The sequence below is a fragment of the Arminella tubonensis genome (genome assembly GCF_003240585.1).
Taxonomy (GTDB): domain Bacteria; phylum Pseudomonadota; class Alphaproteobacteria; order Rhizobiales; family Rhizobiaceae; genus Rhizobium; species Rhizobium tubonense.
Genome location: NZ_PCDP01000059.1, coordinates 102,389 through 122,886 on the forward strand (window position 1 = coordinate 102,389; position 20,498 = coordinate 122,886).

Genomic DNA, 20,498 nt, shown 5'->3' on the forward strand with positions numbered 1-20,498 from the left:
CGGAAAATAAGGAAGACATTGCGCCAAGCTTCTTCCGCGTTTACTACTACCCTAGGTAAAGGTGGGGGAATTGATATGCCGACGATCGAGAGAGCCTGGCTGGTAACCGTTCGCCAAAAAGCGAGCCATGAACTGCGCGAGTTTCTTTTCCTCGCGCTCTATCTCTACGTCTGCTTCAGCGCCCTGGTGCTTTACAAGATGGCAATCCTCGACGCCCAGGGCATCAGCTTCTCGCCGTTCGGTCTGCCTATCGTCAAGGCGCTGCTTCTGGCAAAATTCATCATGCTCGGACATGCGGTAAGACTGGGCGACCGAGACGGAACACGCAGGGTCATCTACGTCATCGTCCATAAGGCGTTGCTCTACCTGGCTCTGCTGATCTTGCTTTCCCTGATCGAGGAGGCGGTGGTCGCGCTCATCCACGGGCAGACGATCGTGGCCGCGTTTACCGAGCTCTGGAGCGGCAAGCTGTGGCAAATATTGGCCAACAACGTCATCATGCTTTTGATCCTTGTCCCCTACCTCGCATCCAGGGAACTCAACGATGCAGTTGAGGGCAGGCTATGGGTGATATTGCTCGAACCCCGCATCAAGCCCTGAACCTGATGTACGTCGCCGAGACCGCGCGGTGGCTTTGGGATAGCGACCTTGATGAAACAGAGACTTAAGGCACGTCTGGACTGGCTGTCTGCAGTTTGGGCACCGCCCGAATTCCATTTTCGCGAAACGCAGCCTGCACCGCCTTCAGAGCCGCGCGCCGGATTCCAGACTGCCGCCCGGGCCTGGCCGTGAACTCGGCCTTGATGATCAACGTCCCGTCCTCGACCTCCGAGATGCCGGTACCCTTGAAGGGCTGCAGCAGATCCGCCGCAAGTTGAGGATCGCGCTTGAGGTCGTCCCCGATCTTGTTGAGAAGCTGCTGCACCAGCTCGACGTCCGTGTCGAACGCAACGCGAAAGACCAGCGTTTCCACAGCCCAATCACGGCTGAAATTCTCGATCGTGCCGATCTGGCCATAAGGAATAGTGACGATCGAGCCGTGAGAGCTGCGCAGCGATACCGACCGGACGGAAATCTTTTCAACCGTGCCCTTGGCCCCTGACGTCTCGATGTATTCGCCAAAGCGAAAGGAATCGTCGATCAGAAAGAATGGCCCCGAGACGATGTCCTTCACCAGCGCCTGGCAACCGAAGCCGACAGCGAGCCCGAAAACGCTGAGGCCGGTGATCAGCGGCCAGACGTTGAAGCCGAGCCACACCAGGATCGAGATGACCGCCAAGGCGACGATGCACGACTTCCCCGCACCGCCAAGCAGCGGAACGATCGTGCCAATCCTGGAGCGCGGTATTCCTTTGGCTGCCGGGCTGCGGCCAAGAACCTGATGCTCATGATAGATGGCCCGAGCAGTCAGCGTTCCCACCACATTCCAGAGAAAGGCCGCGATAAGCGCGACAACGACGATCCCGATCGCATCACGCGCGACGCTCTGCAATTCGAATCCCATTCCCAGAGCCAGGGGCGCCGCCCATATGATACCGAGCATCGAGACAGTGACGATCAGCAGGGTGAAACGGGCCGTCTGCCGCCCCGCTGTGTCAAGGATGGGAATGCGGGGGGATTCGAGACCGCGCTGTGCCCATGCCTCGATCATCGCATCCAGATGGGGCGCTGCAACTAAAACAAGAACGGTCAGGACGACCGCGGGCCCCGGCAGCGGCGCGGCCATCGTCAACGCTGCCTGGGTACTGAGAAAGGTTATTGCCAAGAGCGAGATGACGATCGCGGGCCAGGATCTCGCAAGGCTGCTTCGAGGACGACTTCGGGGGCGACGGCCGGCAACGACGCTGACCATCGTCCGCCTGTGCCGGAAGACCGCCGTCGAAAATAGAGCAAAGGCCGGCAGCCCCACCAGGACGGTGCGTGTTAGATCGTCGATGCCCTGGCCCACATCCCAAAGCTCGAGCGTTCCGACCAATGCCACTCCCATCATGACCCAGCCCACTCCGAACGACACATCTCGAGAGAACGCCGACAGCCGCCGGGAGCGGCGGTAGGGGTCCAGATGTCGGGGAGCGAGGAAGAATTTCACGAGAAACAGGACGATACCGCTCGCGACCGTCGCCGCCGCCCACAGCCGCAGGATCCGAAAGCTCAGACCGGACGAAATAAACCACGCGGCCGCGATGCCGATCGCCAGCGCCACCAATCCCGATATCACTGTCGAAACAAACGATCGCCAGGCGCTATCTGCGACGAAGCCCTTTTGAAGATACCGGTCCAGCAGAAAAAATACAGCGCACACCAACGCCACCGTCAGGACTATCTGGGTCGAAAGCAGCGAGGGCGAGACTGAAGCATCCGCAAACGCGCCTCGCAGGGTCGCAAGCTCGTTGGGTACATCGAGCAAATCGAGGAACCGGGCATGAACGCCAGCCGCAAAGCTGTCGCCCGCCCGTTCGATGCTCAACGCAACGGCACTAAATCCGGCATCGGTCGATGTCACATTGCTCACGTCGCATGCCCCACTTCTCCGTTTCCACCCGGCGCAGGCTGGCCCATCGTAGCTGGCGAGCGCCTAGGCATCCAGAGACAAGTCCCGCAGCCGCTTGACCAAGCGTGGGATTGTGAAAGGAACTTGATCGAGCGTTTGCCTCGCGATTTCCGGCACTAAACCCTCGACTGCCCTTCCCTTCCACTCTTCCCCGCATAGTTATGACACGTTAGCCGCAAGGCATTTCATACGGATAAGGAGTTGGGGACAATGGGTTCATCGGTTTTGATTGGCATTTTGATCACGTTTCTAGTGATCATCCTGGTGCTTTACCTCGTGCAGCGCCTACCGATAGAAGCCCGCATGAGGCAGATCGTACAGATCATCGTTATCATCATCGGTATCATCTCGTTGCTGAAGTATCTGGCCGTCTTCTGAGCAGATGCGTTCGGGTGGGCGTCGCGCATAAGGCGCCCACCACAACGGGACCTCAGCCCTTCCCGCGCTGGCCGAGCACGATGTGGTTTCTAACCGTCCCGACACCCTCGACAGACTGTGCGACCGTTGTGGCGCGCTCCAATTCTTCCGCCGTTCCCACCGAGCCGTCGAGAAGGATTTCTTCGCCTACGGACCTTACCTTGACATCCCAGGCGTCGACACCGCCTGAAGTGGCGAGCGCATTGGCAACCGCTGCCTCCAGCGATGCTCGGGTGGAATACTCGGTTTCGACTTCCGGCTCGTCGCCGTGAAATGTTGCAGTTTTCATGACCATCATTGCCTCCTCATATTGGTTTGCTGCGGGAAAAACGCCGGAGCCCGTGCGTTGGTTCAATGACAACCTGCTATTCGATAGCTCCCCCAGTTTCGCCGGCTTGACGGCGCGACAGCAAATCGCGAATGGACAAGCGGCCTGTGCGCTGTCGCCGGATCGAAGGAGATTTCTGCCGCGTTGCACACTTGCCGCCCCTCGCGATCCCCTGTAGAGCCGTGGAATACGTGGGAAAAATGCGGAATACCCCAATGACAACGGGCAATCAGGCGCCACGTCGGCTGACAATCCTCGGCTCGACAGGCTCCATCGGCCAGAATACGCTCGACGTGATCGGTCATCTCGGCGGGCGCGAGGCTTTTGAGGTCAAGGCATTGACGGGAAACGGCAATGTCGCGCTTCTGGCTGAACAGGCGAAGGCAGTCGGCGCCAAGTTGGCCGTGACGGCTAGCGACAAACACTACCAATCGCTGAAGGACGCGCTAGCGGGCTCGGGCATCGAGGCAGCATCCGGCCACTCGGGCCTCGCAGAGGCGGCTGACGTCGAGTCCGATTGGGTGATGGCCGCGATCGTCGGGACGGCGGGCCTTGCCCCGACGCTCGCTGCAGCGCGCCGCGGCGCTGATATCGCGCTCGCGAACAAGGAATGCCTGGTTTCCGCCGGCGATCTTTTCGTGAAGGCCGTAAGAGAAGGCGGCGGACGGCTGTTGCCGGTGGACAGCGAGCATAACGCCATCTTTCAAGTCCTGGAGGAAAACCAGCGCCACGCCGTCGAGCGCGTCATCCTGACTGCGTCAGGGGGACCGTTCCGGACATTTTCCCGAGAAGAGATGGCCGACGTCACGGCCGAGACCGCGCGCGCTCACCCGAACTGGTCGATGGGTTTGAAAATCTCGATCGACAGCGCCTCGATGTTCAACAAGGCGCTCGAGATGATCGAGGCGCGTCACCTGTTCGACCTCAAGCCCGAGCAGATCGAGGTCGTGGTCCATCCGCAGTCCGTTATCCATTCGATGGTGGGCTATAGCGACGGTTCAGTCCTGGCACAGCTCGGCGCACCCGATATGCGCACCGCTATCGGCTACGCGCTGACCTTTCCCCGCCGATCGCATCTGCCGGTCGAGCGTCTGGATTTCGCGAAACTGTCCCGGCTGGATTTCGAGGCTCCTGATGAAGAGCGCTTCCCGGCGCTACGGCTTGCCCGTATCGCCATGACCCGCGGCGGCGTGCAAGGCGCCGTTCTCAATGCCGCCAAGGAAGTAGCGCTCGAGGCCTTCATCGAGGGACGGTTGGGGTTCCTGACGATGGCGAAAGTCGCAGGCGAGATAATGGATCGCCTGGCGCATCTGCCGGCGGCGGGCAGCATGGACGATGTCTTCGCGGCAGACGAAGAAGCCCGGCGACTGGCGGCCGGACTGCTAAACTAATTCAAGGTAAGGCTCTTTTGCCTCAGGCAACTGCCCGAGCAAGCGCGCAGCGCGCCCAGAGCGAATGCACGGCTTCGACCAGATGCTCGATATCGGCATCGCTATGCAGCGGCGTCGGCGTGATCCTCAAACGCTCGGTCTTCTTCGGCACAGTCGGATAATTGATCGGCTGGACGTAGACACCGAAATTGTCGAGCAGGATATCCGAAATCCATTTGCACTTCGCCGCATCGCCAACCATCACGGGCACGATATGGCTAGGGTTCGGCATATGCGGAATACCGGCGGCATCGAGTAGCCCGCGCAGCTTGCGGACACGCTCCTGATGACGGGCCCGCTCGAAGCTGCTGAGCTTCAGATGCTGGATCGATGCGACCGCCCCGGCGGCGAGCGCCGGTGGCAGCGATGTGGTGAATATAAAGCCTGAAGCGAAGGAGCGAATGAAATCGCAAAGCGCTGTCGACGCGGCAATATAGCCACCCATGACACCGAACGCCTTGCCAAGCGTACCCTCGATGACGGTCAACCGGTCCATCAGTCCTTCGCGCTCGGCAATGCCGCCGCCGCGTGAACCGTACATGCCGACTGCATGGACTTCATCGAGATAGGTCATCGCGCCATACTTGTCGGCCAGGTCGCAGATTTCCTTGATCGGCGAGATATCACCATCCATCGAATAGACAGATTCAAAAGCGATCAGCTTCGGCGCCTTAGGGTCGGCAGCTGCAAGCTTGGCTTCGAGATCGTGCAGATCGTTATGGCGCCAGATGACCTTGTCGCACTTGGCGTAACGAATACCCTCGATCATCGAGGCATGGTTCAGCGCATCCGAAAAGATGATCAGGCCCGGAATTCTAGCGCCAAGCGTGCCGAGCGCTGCCCAGTTGGATACATAGCCGGATGTGAAGACCAACGCAGATTCCTTGCCGTGGAGGTCGGCAAGCTCTCGCTCGAGAAGAACATGATAGTGCGTCGTGCCTGAGATATTCCGGGTGCCTCCCGCACCCGCGCCACAGTGGTCGATCGCTTGCTTCATCGCCTCGATCACCTTTGGGTGCTGCCCCATTCCCAGGTAGTCGTTCGAACACCAGACGGTCACCTCCTTCGGGCCCTCCGGCGTGTGGCGCGTGGCGCGTGGAAAGTCGCCCCGGTGGCGCTCCAGGTCGGCAAACACGCGGTAGCGACCCTCCTGGTGCAGCCCGTCCAGCTCGCCCTTGAAAAAAGCCTCGAAGTCCATCTCATTCTCCAAACCGTGCGACCGTTCTTCATGAATGACGGACTGCACGTCAACCCCCTGCCGCCCCTCTGCGGCAAAAGGCCCTCCCTTTGAACAACTCTAAACAAAAAATAGCCGATCGAACAACATTTACAATCGATCTGCAGCAGAATGCCGAACACGATAGGACTATCGCCGGTTTGACCATGAATGCCTGCCCGGAGTTTTCGCAGGCGCTGATGCGTCCATGTGGGCGCCGAAGCACATTCGGGGAGCTGTTGGTCGGCCGGGCATCCATGCCAACGGAAAACTGCAAGCCGCCCGTAGACAATCGCATTTTGCACTATATTTTCGCATAGCAACAATCTGCAAAAACAGCCTGAACGGCGGAAACGAACGAAATTGGGGACGGCCCGCGCCGGTGCTACCGGCACGACTAACATTGGAGAGAATGAATGAAGAAGGCCTTCGTGTTTGCTTTGATCGGCTTATCGATAGCAAGCTGCACCCCCACTGAACAGGGCGCCGGCATCGGCGGCGCTTCCGGCGCACTGATCGGCGCCGCCGCCACGGGCAATGTCCGCGGCGCGGCTGTCGGCGGAGCGATCGGTGCCGTCACCGGCGCGCTCATCGGCAGTGTCGCCGAGCAGCCCGGCCAATGCTACTACCGCGACCGCTACGGACGACGTTACGTCGACGACTGCCCGCGCGGTGGCTATGTGCAGGGCGGCTATCAAGGTGGTTACCAGGGAGGTTACCAGGATGGCTACCGGCCTCGCTACTACGGAGGCTATCAGGGCGGCGGCTACTGATACGCGATAGAATATCGCTTGAAAGTCCCGGCTAATATCCGGGACTTTTTTGTTTCCAAAGGCCGCTTTTCCGTTTTTCAGTTTAAAATGGTACACTTGCGGGCCTTTTGCCGCTATGGTGGCCCCGCGTTAACTGTTGGGGACGCAAAGCTGACAAATGAAAATGTGACTTAAAGCGGCGTATGCACATCAGACGCACCGGCCCGGGGATTGGTATTGCGTATCGGCGAGCAGGCACCGTTGCCGCGGTCGCGGTATGCCTTGCGTTCGGCCCGGTTTTTGCCGGCAACGCCTTGGCATTCAAGCTTTTCGGCATCAATTTCTTCGGTAAGGACGAAACGACCGAGCAGGTTATCGATCCTGTCCGCTATACCGTCGACCTGAAGACGGGCAGCGCCGATAAGGATCTCAGGGATGCAATCACCCAGTCTTCAATGCTGGTCGCAGACAAGGACAAACCGGTCTCGGGCGATCTCGGCCTCGTCATCAAGGCCCGCGATGATCGCGATCGGTTGATCGCCGCTCTCTATGAAAAATCCCGCTATGGCGGCGTTGTTGCCGTCACGGTCAACGGTACCAATATCGACGAACTGCCGCCGAACCCGACCTTCAACCATGCCAAGCCTGTGCCTGTCGTCATATCGGTCGATCCTGGCCCCCTGTTCAAACTCGGCAAGATCCGCATGGAAGGCGACGCGGCCACACGCGATCCCGCCAATTATGGCCTTTCGCCCGGCGGAGATGCCGGTTCGCTGACGATCCTGAAGGCAGGCGACAAGATCGTCGCCGAACTCAAGAACGAGGGGCGCCCACTCGCAAGGATCGCCGCCCGCGATGTCGTCGCGGACCATGATACCAATACAGTCGACATAACGCTGAGGGTTGACGGAGGGCCTGTCGCACCCATCGGTATTGTCGGCGTCACCGGACAGAAGAGCATCGATCCAGACTTCATCCGGCGCTATTCCCGCATAAACGAAGGCAAGCCCTATTCTCCCGATGACTTGAAAAAGGCCTCCGATCGCTTGCGAAAGCTGGGCGTCTTCTCGAGTGTCACCATCCGTGAGGCAGACAAGCTTTCGGCGAACGGTTCCATCCCGATGACGATCGAAGTGTCGGAAGGCAAGCAGAAATATTTCGGCGTCGGCGCGCAATATTCGACCATCGATGGCTTCGGGCTCCAGGGCTACTGGGGCAACCGCAACCTCTTCGGCCAGGCGGAATCGCTTCGCATCGAAGGCGCTATCTCGCGACTTGGAGAAACGACGGACTACAAGGATCTCGATTACTCGGCCGGCATCCTTTATTCGAAGCCCGGTGCATTCTTTCCCGCCGCAACCTTCAACGCCAGCCTGAAGGCTAAGAGCGAGCATCCTGACAACTACGACGCAAATTCCATCACGGCAGACGCCGGCCTCTCCTATGAATTGACGGATTTCGATACGATCTCTGCAGGCGGACGGGTCAGCTATGAAGACAGTCACACCGACGCGTTTGGCGATCAGCAGTACCTTACATTCTCGATTCCGATCTCATATGTCCGCGATACCCGCGACAACAAGCTCGACCCAACGGAAGGCTACCGCGCGACGGCTGATGCCCAGCCAAGCTACGAGGCCCTCAGCGGCACGATCTTCACATCGCTAGAAGGCTCGATCTCGGGCTACAAGGGCATCGGCGCCAACGACAATATCGTTTTCGCCGGCAAGCTCGCCGCCGGCTCCTTGCTTGGCGCCGACAATATCGAGAACATTCCGACCACCCGGCGTTTCTTTGCCGGCGGCGGTGGCTCCGTGCGAGGCTACAGCTACCAGGAGATCACACCTTACAACGCATTGAACCAGGCACTCGGTGGTCGTTCCTATGCGACGGCATCCTTCGAAGCGCGGGTCAAGATCACCGAAGCCATAGGCCTCGTTCCCTTCATCGATGCCGGCAGCGTCACCGACAGCACCTTCCCGGATTTTTCCGACATTCGCGTCGGCGCAGGCATCGGCGTCCGCTACGCCACACCTTTTGGCCCCATAAGACTCGACTTTGCCGTTCCGTTGGACAAATACCAGAATGGGACGGACTATGGAATTTACGCAGGCATAGGCCAGTCCTTCTAACAAGACTACCGGGTCATGGACCACGGACGGTCGTGCAACGAGGATAAAATCGCTCTGATGAGCATATTGATCAAAGCTTTGAACGGATTGATGAAGCTGATCGCCATTCTGGTGTCGGCTGTGGTGGTGATTGCGGTCGCCGTCGTCCTGTTTGTCGGCTTTGCACCCGCCGTTACCGGTCTTGCCGTCGATGAAGTCGCCAAGCTGATCTCGACACCGGACCGCATGATCACCATCACCGAGCCATCCGGCCTGCTGACAGGGAAACTCCGGGCCGGCACGGTATCGCTGTCGGACACAAAAGGCGTCTTTGCACAAATTCATGGTCTTGCGGTCGACTGGTCTCCGACGGCATTGCTGACCGGCACATTCCATGCCGAGCGCATTGCGGCCGACAAGATCGATCTCGTTCGCACGCCGATCGTGACCGCAACGCCGGCTCCTCAGACGACGCCAGCCCCGTCGAGCGGATTGTCACTGCCGGTCAAGATCGACATTACCAAGTTGTCGCTGCCGGATATCCGGCTCGGGCGTGAAATCGCCGGCCAGGATTTCGCCCTTGCCGCCGGCGGCAGCGTCCGCGCCGACAATGATAGCGTCGACCTGATCGTCAACGCCAATCGTCAGGATGTTGCCGACGCCAGGCTTTCAGCCGATGTCGCCTTTGCCCCGGCGGAAAACCGCATCAACCTCAAGGCGCAGCTGGCCGAGCCAAAGGGTGGCATGCTTGCCGGCATGCTGCACCTTCCCGGCAGCCCGGCGCTGAATATCGACCTGAGCGGCCAAGGTCCGCTATCCGATTGGAGTGGAAAGCTGCAGGCGTCACTCGACGGCCAGCCGACTGCGACGATCGACGGCCACCATTCCCTTTCTGCCGACGGGCTGCACCATCTGCAGGTCAAGGGCGGCGGCAAAGTCGATTCGCTGCTGCCACCCAACTTCCGCCCACTGTTTTCCGGCCAGACGACGATCGATTTTGCGGCAACGTTCGACGGCAAGGGCAAGATCGACATCCAGACCGGCAATCTTGCTACCGGTAGCGTCGTGCTTGCAGCCTCCGGCACGCTCGATCCCGCTGGAAACAACAGCCTGAACGCCAACCTTCTTGGCACGTCAGGCCCTGTTGATTTCCGCTGGCCGCTGGAAAATGGCGAGGCGCGGGCTTTGATCACGCGCGTCGATCTGGCAATGACCGGCGCCGCCCAATCTGTGAAAATCAACGCGGCGGCACAAATCGAGACCGCCACCGTGCCGCAGGGCCGGTTCGACAAGATCAATCTCACGGCCAAAAGCGATGCCTTCAACCTCGCCGGCAATTCCGGACCCGTCCAGCTTCGACTGATCGTCGGCCAGACTTCGTTCGTTGACCCCGATATCGACCGCGTGGTCAAGGCGCCGATGACAATCGTCGTGCCTCTGCAGCTTTCACCCGGCAATATCGGTTTCAACGGCACCACCTTCGAAAGCGCCAGCATCGGCGGCACCGTCAACGGCCGATATACGCTGACGTCGAAGTCGCTGAACGGCAATTTCAAGGTTTTCGCACTTCCTTCCGTGCTACCAGACGCGATCGCGGCGAAATTTGATTCGACGATCTCCCTGGAAGGACAGGTTGCCGGCACCATTCCAACGAAGTTCAACGTCACCAATCTCAGCCTGAAATCCAGCATTGGTGACGTGAGCGGCAATGTCGCGCTCGAAGACCAGGCATTGACAGCCGACCTAACCGGGAAACTGCTCAATCTATCCAGGCTCGTTCCAAATGCCGACGGGCAGGCCGATTTCACCCTCAAGGCCAAAGGCCCGCTCTCGGCGCTCGGCGTAGACGCGACAGCGAAGGCTATCAACGTCAAGCTCGCCGGCCGCCTGCTGGATACCCTCGATATCGCCGTAACGGGAACAGCCGATCCGAAGGCCCCGCAAGCCAATATCAAGGCAACGGGCTCGATCGACGGCAAGCCGATCAGCATAAATGCCGATGCAATCTCCAGGGACGGCAAGACCAGCATTCCGGCATTGACAGCCACGGTCGGCGGCAACACGCTTCAGGGAAAGCTCGATTTTACGCCGAGTTTCGAGCCTGTCGGCGCTATCGCCTTTGACCTTCCCGATCTCCGCCTGCTTGCTGCACTTGCAGGCCAAAAGGCCGACGGCGATCTCAAGGGTTCGCTCGATATCAGCAATGCGAATGGCAAAATGGGATTTAAAGTCAATGCGACGGGCAGCGGTATCCGCCGCGACGACCTATCGGTGATCAAGCCCGAGATCGCCCTCACGATAGATGACCTGAAAGCGTTTTCCGCGAACGGCACCATTCGGGCCGGCGAGATTGCGTCGGGCACCAATCGAATGACCGGGCTCGGACTGACCTTTACCCAGCAAGGCAACCGCACCGACTTCGACCTCAAGGCCAGCTACGACAATAGCCCGGTGACGTCAGCCGGCAACGTCCAGACCGGCGACGGACAGACGATCATCAGCCTGGATCGCTTCGCGGCGACCCCCCGCACCATCCCGGTAAAACTGACCTCGCCTACCAAGATCACAATCAAGAACGGCGTCGCAACACTGAACGGCCTGACGATCCAAACCGGCAGCGGACAGGTCAGCGCCAGCGGCACCGCCGGTGATACGCTGAACATCCAGGCGAAGATCACGAGCCTGCCGGCGAGCCTTGCCAACATCTTTGCGCCCACACTCGCCGCTGAAGGTACGATCTCAGGCACGGTTACCGTCACCGGCAAGGCAGCAACGCCAATCGTCGGCTTTCAGGCAGATTGGACCAACGCCGCCACGAGCCAGACGAAATCGGCGGGCATTGGTTCGCTGGGGATCAAGACGAACGGGCAATTCGCCAACAACAAGGTAACGATCAACCTCAATATTAGTGGCCAGGGCGGCATGTCGCTGTCCGGCGGCGGCAGCGTCGACATTGCCGGCAGCCGCGCCCTCGCGATGAAGTTCGACGGCACGGTGCCATTCAGTGCCGTGTCGGGCCAAATGGCCGCCCAGGGCTTCGATATGACCGGTGCCGCAAAGATCGGCCTCCAGATCGGAGGCAGCACGGCGGCTCCAACGATCAACGGCACGATCAACATCGATGGCGCAAGGCTTGTCGACGTTCGCCGCAATCTCGCGCTGAACGCCCTCGCGGCGACGATCACTCTAGACGGCAAACAGGCAACGATTTCCCGCTTCAGCGGGACGCTCGCCAGCGGAGGTTCTATATCGGCCAGCGGCACCATCGGCATTGCATCCGACAGTGGCTTTCCTGCCGACATCACCGTCAAGCTGAACAACGCCACCTATGTCGACGGAACACTGGTGACCGCGACCGTTGACGGAACCCTTGGCATCAAGGGACCCATCGTTACGGCCCCGGTGCTTAGCGGCGACCTGAAGCTCGGCAAGGCCTCGATTACCGTGCCGGAAAAGCTGCCGGCCTCCCTCTCGGAGCTCAATATAAAACACAAGAATGCGTCCGCCGCAGTTCGCGCCCAGTTCAAGGACGAGAAGCCGCAGGGTCCAAGCGACAAGTCGACCAGCCTGGGTCTCGATCTCAAGCTCGACGCGCCGTCGCAGATTTTTGTGCGCGGCCGAGGCATCGATGCAGAACTTGGCGGAAGCATCGTCATCAAGGGAACTGCTTCGGCACCGATCGTTTCCGGCGGCTTCACCATGCGCCGCGGACGCCTGACCGTTCTCAGCCGTCGGCTGGATTTCACCAATACCAGCAGGATCAGTTTTGCCGGCGACCTGACGCCGACCCTCGACATGGCAGCGACTTCAGCGGCCGGCTCGACCACGGTCACAGTCAGCGTCAGCGGCGTCGCGACAGATCCTTCGATTACCTTCTCGTCGTCCCCGGCCCTGCCGCAGGATGAAGTTCTCGCGCAGCTGATCTTTGGTCAATCGATGTCGAAGCTCTCGGCACTGCAGATCGCCCAGCTCGCCGATGCTGCCAGTCAACTCGCCGGTGGCCGCTCGACTTCGCTGTTTGAGGGCTTGCGCAGCCATCTCGGCGTCGACGACCTCGATGTCACGACGGATGCGAAGGGCCAGGCGCAGGTCAGCGCCGGCAAATACCTGAACAAGCGGACCTATATCGAGCTTCAGCAGGGCGCCGCCAATTCCAGCAAGGCGATTATCAACCTCGACGTCGGCCGCGGCATCAAGTTGCGCGGTGCAGCAGGCTCGAACGGCGCAGGCGAAGCCGGGATCGTCTACGAACACGAATATTGATCAGAAGCCAGTCTTGCTGGTCTTCCCAGAAGCCAGCCCTTCTGGTCTTCTCAGAAGCCAGTCTTGCTGGTCTTCAATAGAATATTCGATTCCGTCGTATTGATTCCGTCGATCAGCCGAATGCGCCTGAGCGTCTCATCGAATGATGCAAGATCGCGATCTTCGAGTTCGGCGATGAAGTCCCATTTGCCGTTGGTACTATGAAGCGCCCTTACCTGCGGCAGGCCGCGCAATTGATCAGCGACCCGGTCCGCCAGCCTACCGAGAACTTCGATCATCACGATCGCCCGAACCCCGGCTGCCCGCGTCTCGTGGCCGGTGCGGATCGTGAAGGAGGTGATCGTGCCGGTTTCCACCAGACGCTCTATGCGCGCAGAGACCGTGGCGCGGGAAACCCCGGTCATCGCCGCAAGGGAGGAGACCGCGGTGCGCGCATTGTGTCGCAGCGCACTCAGCAGATCACGGTCGAGATCGTCCATAAGCCTTCTCACTTTGCGAAATGTGACATAGCAATTTGTTCAACTGTACTCGAATTTTGGCACTTTTCCATCTTTTTGCTGTCACCGAACTACGTGATAATGTGCGTCGTCAAACATGCACCGGAGCACCGCCGATGAACACGCAACCCACGTCAATCACGCTGATCGGCGTCCCGCTCGAAGAGGGTTCCGGCCGTCGCGGCGCCGCCATGGGGCCGACGGCATTGCGGATCGCCGGCGTCGAGACAACGCTGACGGAGCTTGGCCATCGCGTCACGGATAGTGGCGACCTCCACCCTGAGCCGGCTTCCGATCTGCCGGAGCATCCGAAGGCGCATCATCTCAAGATCGTCGGAGCATTCACCCGCGCACTCGAGGAACGCGTCCACGACGTCGCAATCAAGGGCGGCTTCCCGCTCATACTCGGCGGCGACCACAGCCTCTCAATGGGCAGCGTTTCCGGCATGGCGCGCTATGCGGCTGCGGTCGGGCGTCCGCTCTTCGTCCTTTGGCTGGACGCACATTCCGATTTCAATTCTCCGGCAACGTCGCCTTCCGGCAACATCCACGGCATGCCCGTCGCCTTCTTTTGCGGCCAGGCGGAAATTGCCGGCATCCTGCCCACGGATCGCCCTCTGGTCGATCCCCGACATGTCTATCAGGTCGGCATACGCTCGGTCGATCCGCATGAGCGCGTGGAGATCCACCAGCACGGCGTCAATGTCTTCGACATGCGCTCGATCGACGAACAGGGCGTGGCATCCATCATGCGCGATATCCTGACCACTGTGATCAACGCCAACGGACTGCTGCACGTCAGCTTCGACGTCGATTTCCTCGATCCCGATGTCGCGCCTGGCGTCGGGACCACGGTTCCGGGTGGAGCGACGTTCCGCGAGGCCCATCTGGTGATGGAGATGCTCTCGGACAGCGGCCTCGTCTCGTCGCTGGACCTGGTCGAACTCAACCCATTCCTCGACGATCGCGGCAAGAGCGCCCGCGTTCTGGTCGAGCTGACAGCAAGCCTGTTCGGTCGGCGCATCTTCGATCGCCCGACGCGCGCCGCCTGATTTTTCCGGAGAAGCCAGCATGACGACCTCAGCCGATCTCATTGCCACCGAACAGCGCCTCGGCGCCCACAACTACAAGCCGCTCGACGTCGTGCTCACGCGCGGCGAAGGCGTCTATGTCTGGGATACGGACGGCAACCGCTATCTCGACTGTCTCTCGGCCTATTCCGCGGTCAACCAGGGCCATTGCCATCCGAAAATCTTCGCGGCGATGATGGAACAGGCCGGCAAGTTGACGCTCACCTCCCGCGCCTTTCGCAACGACCAGTTGGCACATCTCTACGACGAGCTTGCGGCCCTCACCGGCTCGCACAAGATCCTGCCGATGAACTCCGGCGCCGAAGCCGTCGAGACGGCGATCAAGGCCGTGCGCAAGTGGGGCTATGAGGTCAAGGGCGTCCCGGAGAACATGGCGGAGATCATCGTCTGCTCAGACAATTTCCACGGCCGGACGCTAAGCATCATCAGTTTCTCGACCGATCCCGATGCCCGCACCGGTTTCGGGCCCTATACGCCGGGGTTCAGAACCGTGCCGTTCGGCGACGCTGACGCCTTTGCCGCGGCGATCAACGAGAACACCGTGGCTGCGCTGATCGAACCGATCCAGGGTGAGGCGGGCGTCATCATTCCGCCGGCCGGCTATTTCACCCGTGTCCGCGAACTCTGCACGACGCACAAGGTCACGCTCATCCTGGACGAGATCCAGACAGGCCTCGGCCGCACGGGCAAGCTCCTCGCCGAGGAACATGAAGGCATCGAAGCCGACGTGACTCTGATCGGCAAGGCACTCTCCGGCGGATTCTACCCCGTCTCGGCGGTGCTTTCGAATTCGGAAGTTCTTGGCGTATTGAAGCCTGGCCAGCATGGTTCCACCTTCGGTGGCAACCCGCTTGCATGCGCCGTCGCGCGCGCGGCGCTGAAGGCCTTGACCGAAGAAGGCATGATCGAAAACGCTGCCGAAATGGGCGCCTATTTTACCGACAGCCTGCGTTCGATCCGCTCGAACATCGTTCGGGAGGTTCGCGGTCGCGGTTTGATGATGGCCATCGAACTCGAGCCGGAAGCGGGCGGCGCACGGCGCTACTGCGACGCATTGAAGGACCGCGGCATCCTCGCCAAGGACACACATGGCCACACGATCAGGCTCGCGCCACCGCTGATCATCACCCGCGACCAGGTGGACTGGGCAGTCGAGAAGATCAGCGACGTTCTGGCCTAGAGCAATTCCAGGAAGCTGCAGAATCTGCCGTCAAGGTTTAGATTTGGGAAATACTCTTCCGCTACATTCCGGGGGAAGCGTCCCGATGCCCGTCTCGCGGCATCGCCGGCGCGCATTTCGGGGGCAAAGGTTGCTCGCGCCAATGGTGGCGTCGCCGTCTCTGCCCTGGCTCTGGATAGTTGGAAAGAATTCTAATGGCGACGATCAACTCCACCAGTTTCAGCGGCGACACACTCGAGATCATCGCCTTTCGTCTGCATGACCAGGAATTCTGCGTCAAGACGACAACCATCCGCGAGATCCGCGGCTGGGCGCCGTCGACCCCGATCCCGCACGCACCGGCCGACGTCATCGGCGTCATGAACCTGCGTGGCTCGGTGATCCCGATCATCGACCTCGCCTATAAGCTCGGCATGACGAGCACAGTTGCCAACGAACGCAGCGCGATCGTGGTGGCCGAGGTTCACAACATGGTCATCGGCATGCTGGTCGACCGCGTATCCGACATCCTGACCATCTCGTCGAGCCAGGTTCAGCCTGTACCCGAGGTCACGGCCTCGTTCGACCGCGCCTATTGCGAAGGTATCATCGCAACGGAAAACGGTATGATCTGCTTCCTGAACCTTGCCAAAATGTTCAAGGAAAACGAAGCCGAAGAACTGGCTGCGTAGCCGGATCTCGTCTGTCGCGCTACGTCGAATGAGCCCGGAAGACTACGGCTGGCTCGCGCCGGCCGGCTCCGGCCTTCTTATCAATGGCGCAGCGTCAAGGACGAGCGGGCTTAGACCAGGTTCGCCGCCGTCGATCAGTGCAAAAAGCTGGCGACGCATGCGCGGTTCCCAGAACTTGTTGATATGCATCGCCACGCCTGCGACAGCTTCGTCGGCAGGCTGGGTCTTGAAAAAGCCGGCGATCTGGTTGGCCATATAGATCAGCTTGGCCTCGATCTTGTCATGCGACATCGGCGACGGCTCCTGGAACGATACGGCCCGTATGGGTGAAAATCTCGAAATCGTCGCCCCGCACAAGGGCGATCAAAGTCATGCCGGCCTCGTCGGCCGTGCGAATGGCAAGCGCGGTCGGCGCGGAAATCGCGATCAGCACGGAGCTGCCGAGGATCGCCGCCTTCTGCACCATCTCGACGGATAGCCGGCTGGTGACGGCGACAGCACCGTCGCAGCCCTTATGTCCCGAGCGAACGACCGCACCGCAGAGCTTGTCCAGCGCATTGTGCCGCCCCACGTCCTCGCGCACCGCAAGCAACCCCTGTCCCGGCTGGTAGAAACCCGCTCCATGCACCGCCCGCGTCTCGCGATGCAGCGGCTGTGCGTCGTTCAGCAGCGCTATGGCGCGAACGATGTCCCCATGGGAAAGCTGAAGGGCAGTCATGGAAACATCGGGCACCTTGCGAACCGCCTGTTCGATCGATTCAATGCCGCAAAGTCCACAGCCGACCGGGCCGGCCATATGTCGCTTACGCGTCCGAAGCGCATCGGCAACCGCATCGACCAAGGTGATCTGCACGTCGATCCCCAGGTCGCCCTCGACCACTTCGATCGCGGCGATTTCGGCGATATTCGAAATGATACCCTCAGTGAGGCTGAATCCGACCGCGAAGTCCTGAAGATCTGCCGGCGTCGCCATCATCACGGCATGTGACGAGCCACCATAGGAAAAAGCAATCGGCACCTCTTCCGGCACGCTTCTGTCGCCCGGCACGATCAACCCGCCCTTGCGGGCAAGGCGCCTCACCGAAATCCGCGTCGAGCCAGCTGCCATTATTCCGCAGCCTCCAGTTTCCCGGCGATCCGACGGGATTGGCGAGCCTGCTCGTCATATTCCAATTGCCATTCCGACGGGCCGTTCGAAGGCGATATCTGCACCGCCGTCACCTTGTATTCCGGGCAGTTCGTCGCCCAGTCGGAGAAATCGGTGGTGATCACGTTCGCCTGCGTCGTCGGATGGTGGAACGTCGTGTAGACGACTCCAGGCGCAACACGGTCCGTGATCAGCGACCGAAGCGTGGTGTCGCCGGATCGGCTGGCAAGCCGCACCCAGTCGCCGTCGCGGATGCCCCGCTGTTCGGCATCGTGCGGATTGATCTCGAGCCTGTCCTCGGCATGCCAGACGACATTCTCGGTCCGTCGCGTCTGCGCTCCGACGTTGTATTGGCTGAGGATCCGGCCCGTGGTCAGCAGAAGCGGGAACCGGGGACCTGTCCGTTCGTCCGTGGCGACGTATTCGGTGCGAATGAACTTGCCCTTGCCGCGCACGAAGCCGTCGACATGCATGATCGGAGAACCGATAGGGTGTGCTTCGTTGCAGGGCCACTGCACCGAGCCCATCTTTTCGAGATAGTCATAAGATACCAAGGCAAAGCTCGGCGTCGTTGCGGCGATCTCGTCCATGATCTCGGATGGATGCTTGTAGTTCCAGTTCAGCCCCATCGCCCGCGCCATCTCCTGGGTGACTTCCCAGTCGGCATAGCCGTTGCGAGGCGTCATGACCTTGCGAACCCGGTTGATACGCCGTTCGGCATTGGTGAAGGTGCCGTCCTTTTCGAGGAAGGTCGAGCCGGGCAGAAAGACATGCGCGTAGTTGGCCGTCTCGTTGAGGAAAAGATCGTGGACGACGACGCATTCCATCGCCGCCAAGCCCGCTGCGACGTGCTTCGTGTCGGGGTCGGATTGCAGGATATCCTCGCCCTGGATGTAAAGCGCCTTGAAAGTGCCTTCGACGGCCGCGTCCAGCATGTTCGGGATGCGCAGGCCCGGCTCGTCGCTGATCTTGACGCCCCAGAGTTTCTCGAAAGTGTCGCGAGCCGCATCGTCGGAGACGTGGCGATAGCCCGGGAGTTCGTGCGGGAAGGAGCCCATGTCGCAGGAGCCCTGAACATTGTTCTGGCCGCGCAACGGGTTGACGCCGACGCCGGGGCGCCCGAGATTGCCAGTGGCCATGGCCAGGTTGGCGATCGCCATGACGGTCGTCGATCCCTGGCTATGCTCGGTAACGCCGAGCCCGTAGTAGATCGCGCCATTGCCGCCCGTGGCATAGAGACGGGCCGCGCCGCGAACGAGATCGGCCGGCACGCCGGTGTACTTTTCGGTCTCCTCCGGGCTGTGCGCCGGCTCGGCGACAAACGTGGCCCAGTCCTCGAATTCCGACCAGTCGCAACGCTCGCGGATGAATCGCTCGTCGACCAAGCCTTCGGTGACGATGACATGGGCCAGCGCCGTCAGTATGGCGACATTCGTGCCCGGCTTGAGGGGCAGGTGATAGGATGCCTCGACGTGTGGCATTCGCACGAGATCGATGCGGCGTGGATCGATGACGATCAGCTTCGCACCCTGGCGAAGGCGCTTTTTCAGCCGTGACCCAAATACCGGATGACCGTCGGTAGGATTGGCACCAATGACGACCACGACGTCGGATTGCTCGACGCTGTCGAAATTCTGCGTGCCTGCGGATGTACCGAATGCCTGGCCGAGGCCATAGCCGGTTGGAGAATGGCAGACACGAGCGCATGTATCGACATTGTTGTTGCCGAAACCTGCTCGCACCAGCTTTTGAACGAGGAAGGTCTCTTCGTTCGTGCAGCGCGACGAGGTGATACCGCCGACGGAATCACGACCGTACTGATACTGGATACGCCGGAATTCGTTCGCTATGTGCGCGTAGGCCTGCTCCCATGTGACTTCCTGCCACGGATCGGTGATCTTCTCGCGGATCATCGGATTGAGGATGCGGTCCTTGTGGGTCGAATATCCATAGGCGAAGCGGCCCTTGACGCAGGAATGGCCGCGGTTCGCCTGCCCGTCTTTCCACGGCACCATGCGGACCAGCTCCTCGCCGCGCATTTCCGCCTTGAACGAGCAACCGACGCCGCAATAGGCACAGGTGGTGACGACGGAATGTTCCGGTTGCCCGATTGCGATCACCGATTTTTCCGTCAGCGTTGCCGTCGGGCAGGCCTGCACACAGGCGCCGCAGGAAACGCATTCGGAATCGATGAAATGCTCGTGCATGCCCGGCGAAACGCGCGAGCCGAAACCGCGACCTTCGATCGTCAGGGCAAACGTGCCCTGCACTTCCTCGCAGGCCCGTACGCAGCGTGAGCAGACGATGCATTTCGAAGGATCATAGGTGAAATAAGGATTGGATTCATCCTTCGGCATCCACTTCAGATTGATGTCGCCGCTATTGCGGGTCTTGACGTGGTTGTCGCCCTCATATCCATAACGCACATCCCGTAGCCCGACCGCGCCCGCCATGTCCTGAAGCTCGCAGTCGCCATTCGCAGCGCAGGTCAGGCAGTCGAGCGGATGGTCGGAGATATAAAGCTCCATCACGCCGCGACGGATATCCTTGAGCCGTCCTGTCTGCGTGTGCACGACCATGCCAGGCGATACCGGCGTCGTGCATGATGCAGGCGTGCCGTTCCGCCCCTCGATCTCGACGAGACAGAGGCGGCAGGAGCCGAAAGCATCGACCATATCGGTGGCGCAAAGCTTCGGCACCTGAATGCCAGCCTCCATCGAGGCGCGCATGACCGACGTGCCTTCGGCCACAGTGATTTCGCGGCCGTCGATGGTCAGCGTCACCTGCTTTTCGGAGAGCGATGCGGGAGTGCCGTAGTCAATTTCTGGGACGAGAGACATAGTT

15 protein-coding genes and 1 pseudogene are annotated in these 20,498 nt (G+C 60.5%); 9 read left to right on the top strand and 7 right to left on the bottom strand.

The window, feature by feature from the left end; genetic code table 11:
- The first annotated feature begins 75 nt into the window (after positions 1 to 75).
- On the top strand, positions 76 to 600 hold the full coding sequence (locus CPY51_RS24960; protein ID WP_111162910.1) for a hypothetical protein: 525 nt from the start codon (positions 76 to 78) through the stop codon (positions 598 to 600).
- Between the two features lie 64 nt (positions 601 to 664).
- On the opposite strand, the gene CPY51_RS24965 is transcribed toward CPY51_RS24960, so the two are convergent.
- Complete coding sequence (locus CPY51_RS24965; protein ID WP_111162911.1) at positions 665 to 2,512, bottom strand: mechanosensitive ion channel family protein; 1,848 nt, start codon at positions 2,510 to 2,512, stop codon at positions 665 to 667.
- Positions 2,513 to 2,761: 249 nt separating this feature from the next.
- Between CPY51_RS24965 and CPY51_RS24970 the strand changes: the two genes are divergently transcribed.
- Positions 2,762 to 2,929: a Thivi_2564 family membrane protein gene (locus tag CPY51_RS24970; protein ID WP_111162912.1), complete on the top strand. Its 168-nt coding sequence runs from the start codon at positions 2,762 to 2,764 to the stop codon at positions 2,927 to 2,929.
- 52 nt (positions 2,930 to 2,981) lie between these two features.
- Here the strand turns inward: CPY51_RS24970 and CPY51_RS24975 are convergent, their stop codons facing one another.
- Positions 2,982 to 3,263 (bottom strand): BON domain-containing protein, encoded by a 282-nt coding sequence (locus tag CPY51_RS24975; RefSeq protein ID WP_111163221.1) that lies wholly within the window; start codon positions 3,261 to 3,263, stop codon positions 2,982 to 2,984.
- A 248-nt stretch (positions 3,264 to 3,511) separates the two neighbouring features.
- Here CPY51_RS24975 and dxr point away from each other — a divergent pair, with 248 nt between their 5' ends.
- Positions 3,512 to 4,687: a 1-deoxy-D-xylulose-5-phosphate reductoisomerase gene (gene dxr, locus CPY51_RS24980; protein ID WP_111162913.1), complete on the top strand. Its 1,176-nt coding sequence runs from the start codon at positions 3,512 to 3,514 to the stop codon at positions 4,685 to 4,687.
- A 22-nt stretch (positions 4,688 to 4,709) separates the two neighbouring features.
- Here the strand turns inward: dxr and hemA are convergent, their stop codons facing one another.
- Complete coding sequence (hemA, locus tag CPY51_RS24985) at positions 4,710 to 5,924, bottom strand: 5-aminolevulinate synthase (RefSeq protein ID WP_111162914.1); 1,215 nt, start codon at positions 5,922 to 5,924, stop codon at positions 4,710 to 4,712.
- Between the two features lie 434 nt (positions 5,925 to 6,358).
- On the opposite strand from hemA, the pseudogene CPY51_RS24990 reads away from it, so the two are divergent.
- The 3 genes and pseudogenes from CPY51_RS24990 to CPY51_RS25000 form a co-directional block, all read left to right on the top strand.
- Positions 6,359 to 6,613 (top strand): annotated as a pseudogene (locus CPY51_RS24990) (YMGG-like glycine zipper-containing protein); the annotation flags it as partial.
- A 284-nt stretch (positions 6,614 to 6,897) separates the two neighbouring features.
- Positions 6,898 to 8,826 (top strand): autotransporter assembly complex protein TamA, encoded by a 1,929-nt coding sequence (locus tag CPY51_RS24995; protein WP_111162916.1) that lies wholly within the window; start codon positions 6,898 to 6,900, stop codon positions 8,824 to 8,826.
- Between the two features lie 57 nt (positions 8,827 to 8,883).
- Positions 8,884 to 13,068, top strand: coding sequence for a translocation/assembly module TamB domain-containing protein (locus tag CPY51_RS25000; RefSeq protein WP_111162917.1), 4,185 nt, complete (start codon positions 8,884 to 8,886; stop codon positions 13,066 to 13,068).
- Between the two features lie 50 nt (positions 13,069 to 13,118).
- Here the strand turns inward: CPY51_RS25000 and CPY51_RS25005 are convergent, their stop codons facing one another.
- Complete coding sequence (locus CPY51_RS25005) at positions 13,119 to 13,547, bottom strand: Lrp/AsnC family transcriptional regulator (RefSeq protein ID WP_111162918.1); 429 nt, start codon at positions 13,545 to 13,547, stop codon at positions 13,119 to 13,121.
- Positions 13,548 to 13,681: 134 nt separating this feature from the next.
- Between CPY51_RS25005 and rocF the strand changes: the two genes are divergently transcribed.
- From rocF to CPY51_RS25020, 3 genes are all read left to right on the top strand, one after another.
- Positions 13,682 to 14,617, top strand: coding sequence for an arginase (rocF, locus tag CPY51_RS25010; protein ID WP_111162919.1), 936 nt, complete (start codon positions 13,682 to 13,684; stop codon positions 14,615 to 14,617).
- A 19-nt stretch (positions 14,618 to 14,636) separates the two neighbouring features.
- Positions 14,637 to 15,836: an ornithine--oxo-acid transaminase gene (rocD, locus tag CPY51_RS25015; protein WP_111162920.1), complete on the top strand. Its 1,200-nt coding sequence runs from the start codon at positions 14,637 to 14,639 to the stop codon at positions 15,834 to 15,836.
- Positions 15,837 to 16,030: 194 nt separating this feature from the next.
- Positions 16,031 to 16,507 (top strand): chemotaxis protein CheW, encoded by a 477-nt coding sequence (locus CPY51_RS25020; protein WP_111162921.1) that lies wholly within the window; start codon positions 16,031 to 16,033, stop codon positions 16,505 to 16,507.
- Positions 16,508 to 16,549: 42 nt separating this feature from the next.
- On the opposite strand, the gene CPY51_RS25025 is transcribed toward CPY51_RS25020, so the two are convergent.
- Genes CPY51_RS25025 through fdhF form a run of 3 tightly spaced genes read right to left on the bottom strand, consistent with a single transcriptional unit; the run spans position 16,550 to position 20,494 of the window.
- Positions 16,550 to 16,798: a formate dehydrogenase subunit delta gene (locus CPY51_RS25025; protein ID WP_111162922.1), complete on the bottom strand. Its 249-nt coding sequence runs from the start codon at positions 16,796 to 16,798 to the stop codon at positions 16,550 to 16,552.
- Entirely contained in the window at positions 16,788 to 17,615 is an 828-nt protein-coding gene (gene fdhD, locus CPY51_RS25030) for a formate dehydrogenase accessory sulfurtransferase FdhD (RefSeq protein ID WP_111162923.1), read from the bottom strand. Before fdhD ends, CPY51_RS25025 begins: the two co-directional genes overlap by 11 nt.
- Positions 17,615 to 20,494 (bottom strand): formate dehydrogenase subunit alpha, encoded by a 2,880-nt coding sequence (fdhF, locus tag CPY51_RS25035; RefSeq protein ID WP_111162924.1) that lies wholly within the window; start codon positions 20,492 to 20,494, stop codon positions 17,615 to 17,617. Before fdhF ends, fdhD begins: the two co-directional genes overlap by 1 nt.
- Positions 20,495 to 20,498: the final 4 nt, after the last annotated feature.

Bases quoted from the DNA above. Each gene is read 5' to 3' on its own strand.
- fdhD (WP_111162923.1), bottom strand. From the start codon at position 17,615: ATGGCAGCTGGCTCGACGCGGATTTCGGTGAGGCGCCTTGCCCGCAAG.
- CPY51_RS24975 (WP_111163221.1), bottom strand. From the start codon at position 3,263: ATGGTCATGAAAACTGCAACATTTCACGGCGACGAGCCGGAAGTCGAA.
- CPY51_RS24970 (WP_111162912.1), top strand. From the start codon at position 2,762: ATGGGTTCATCGGTTTTGATTGGCATTTTGATCACGTTTCTAGTGATC.
- rocF (WP_111162919.1), top strand. From the start codon at position 13,682: ATGAACACGCAACCCACGTCAATCACGCTGATCGGCGTCCCGCTCGAA.
- rocD (WP_111162920.1), top strand. From the start codon at position 14,637: ATGACGACCTCAGCCGATCTCATTGCCACCGAACAGCGCCTCGGCGCC.
- dxr (WP_111162913.1), top strand. From the start codon at position 3,512: ATGACAACGGGCAATCAGGCGCCACGTCGGCTGACAATCCTCGGCTCG.
- CPY51_RS24960 (WP_111162910.1), top strand. From the start codon at position 76: ATGCCGACGATCGAGAGAGCCTGGCTGGTAACCGTTCGCCAAAAAGCG.
- CPY51_RS25020 (WP_111162921.1), top strand. From the start codon at position 16,031: ATGGCGACGATCAACTCCACCAGTTTCAGCGGCGACACACTCGAGATC.
- CPY51_RS25025 (WP_111162922.1), bottom strand. From the start codon at position 16,798: ATGTCGCATGACAAGATCGAGGCCAAGCTGATCTATATGGCCAACCAG.
- CPY51_RS25000 (WP_111162917.1), top strand. From the start codon at position 8,884: ATGAGCATATTGATCAAAGCTTTGAACGGATTGATGAAGCTGATCGCC.
- hemA (WP_111162914.1), bottom strand. From the start codon at position 5,924: ATGGACTTCGAGGCTTTTTTCAAGGGCGAGCTGGACGGGCTGCACCAG.
- fdhF (WP_111162924.1), bottom strand. From the start codon at position 20,494: ATGTCTCTCGTCCCAGAAATTGACTACGGCACTCCCGCATCGCTCTCC.
- CPY51_RS24995 (WP_111162916.1), top strand. From the start codon at position 6,898: ATGCACATCAGACGCACCGGCCCGGGGATTGGTATTGCGTATCGGCGA.
- CPY51_RS25005 (WP_111162918.1), bottom strand. From the start codon at position 13,547: ATGGACGATCTCGACCGTGATCTGCTGAGTGCGCTGCGACACAATGCG.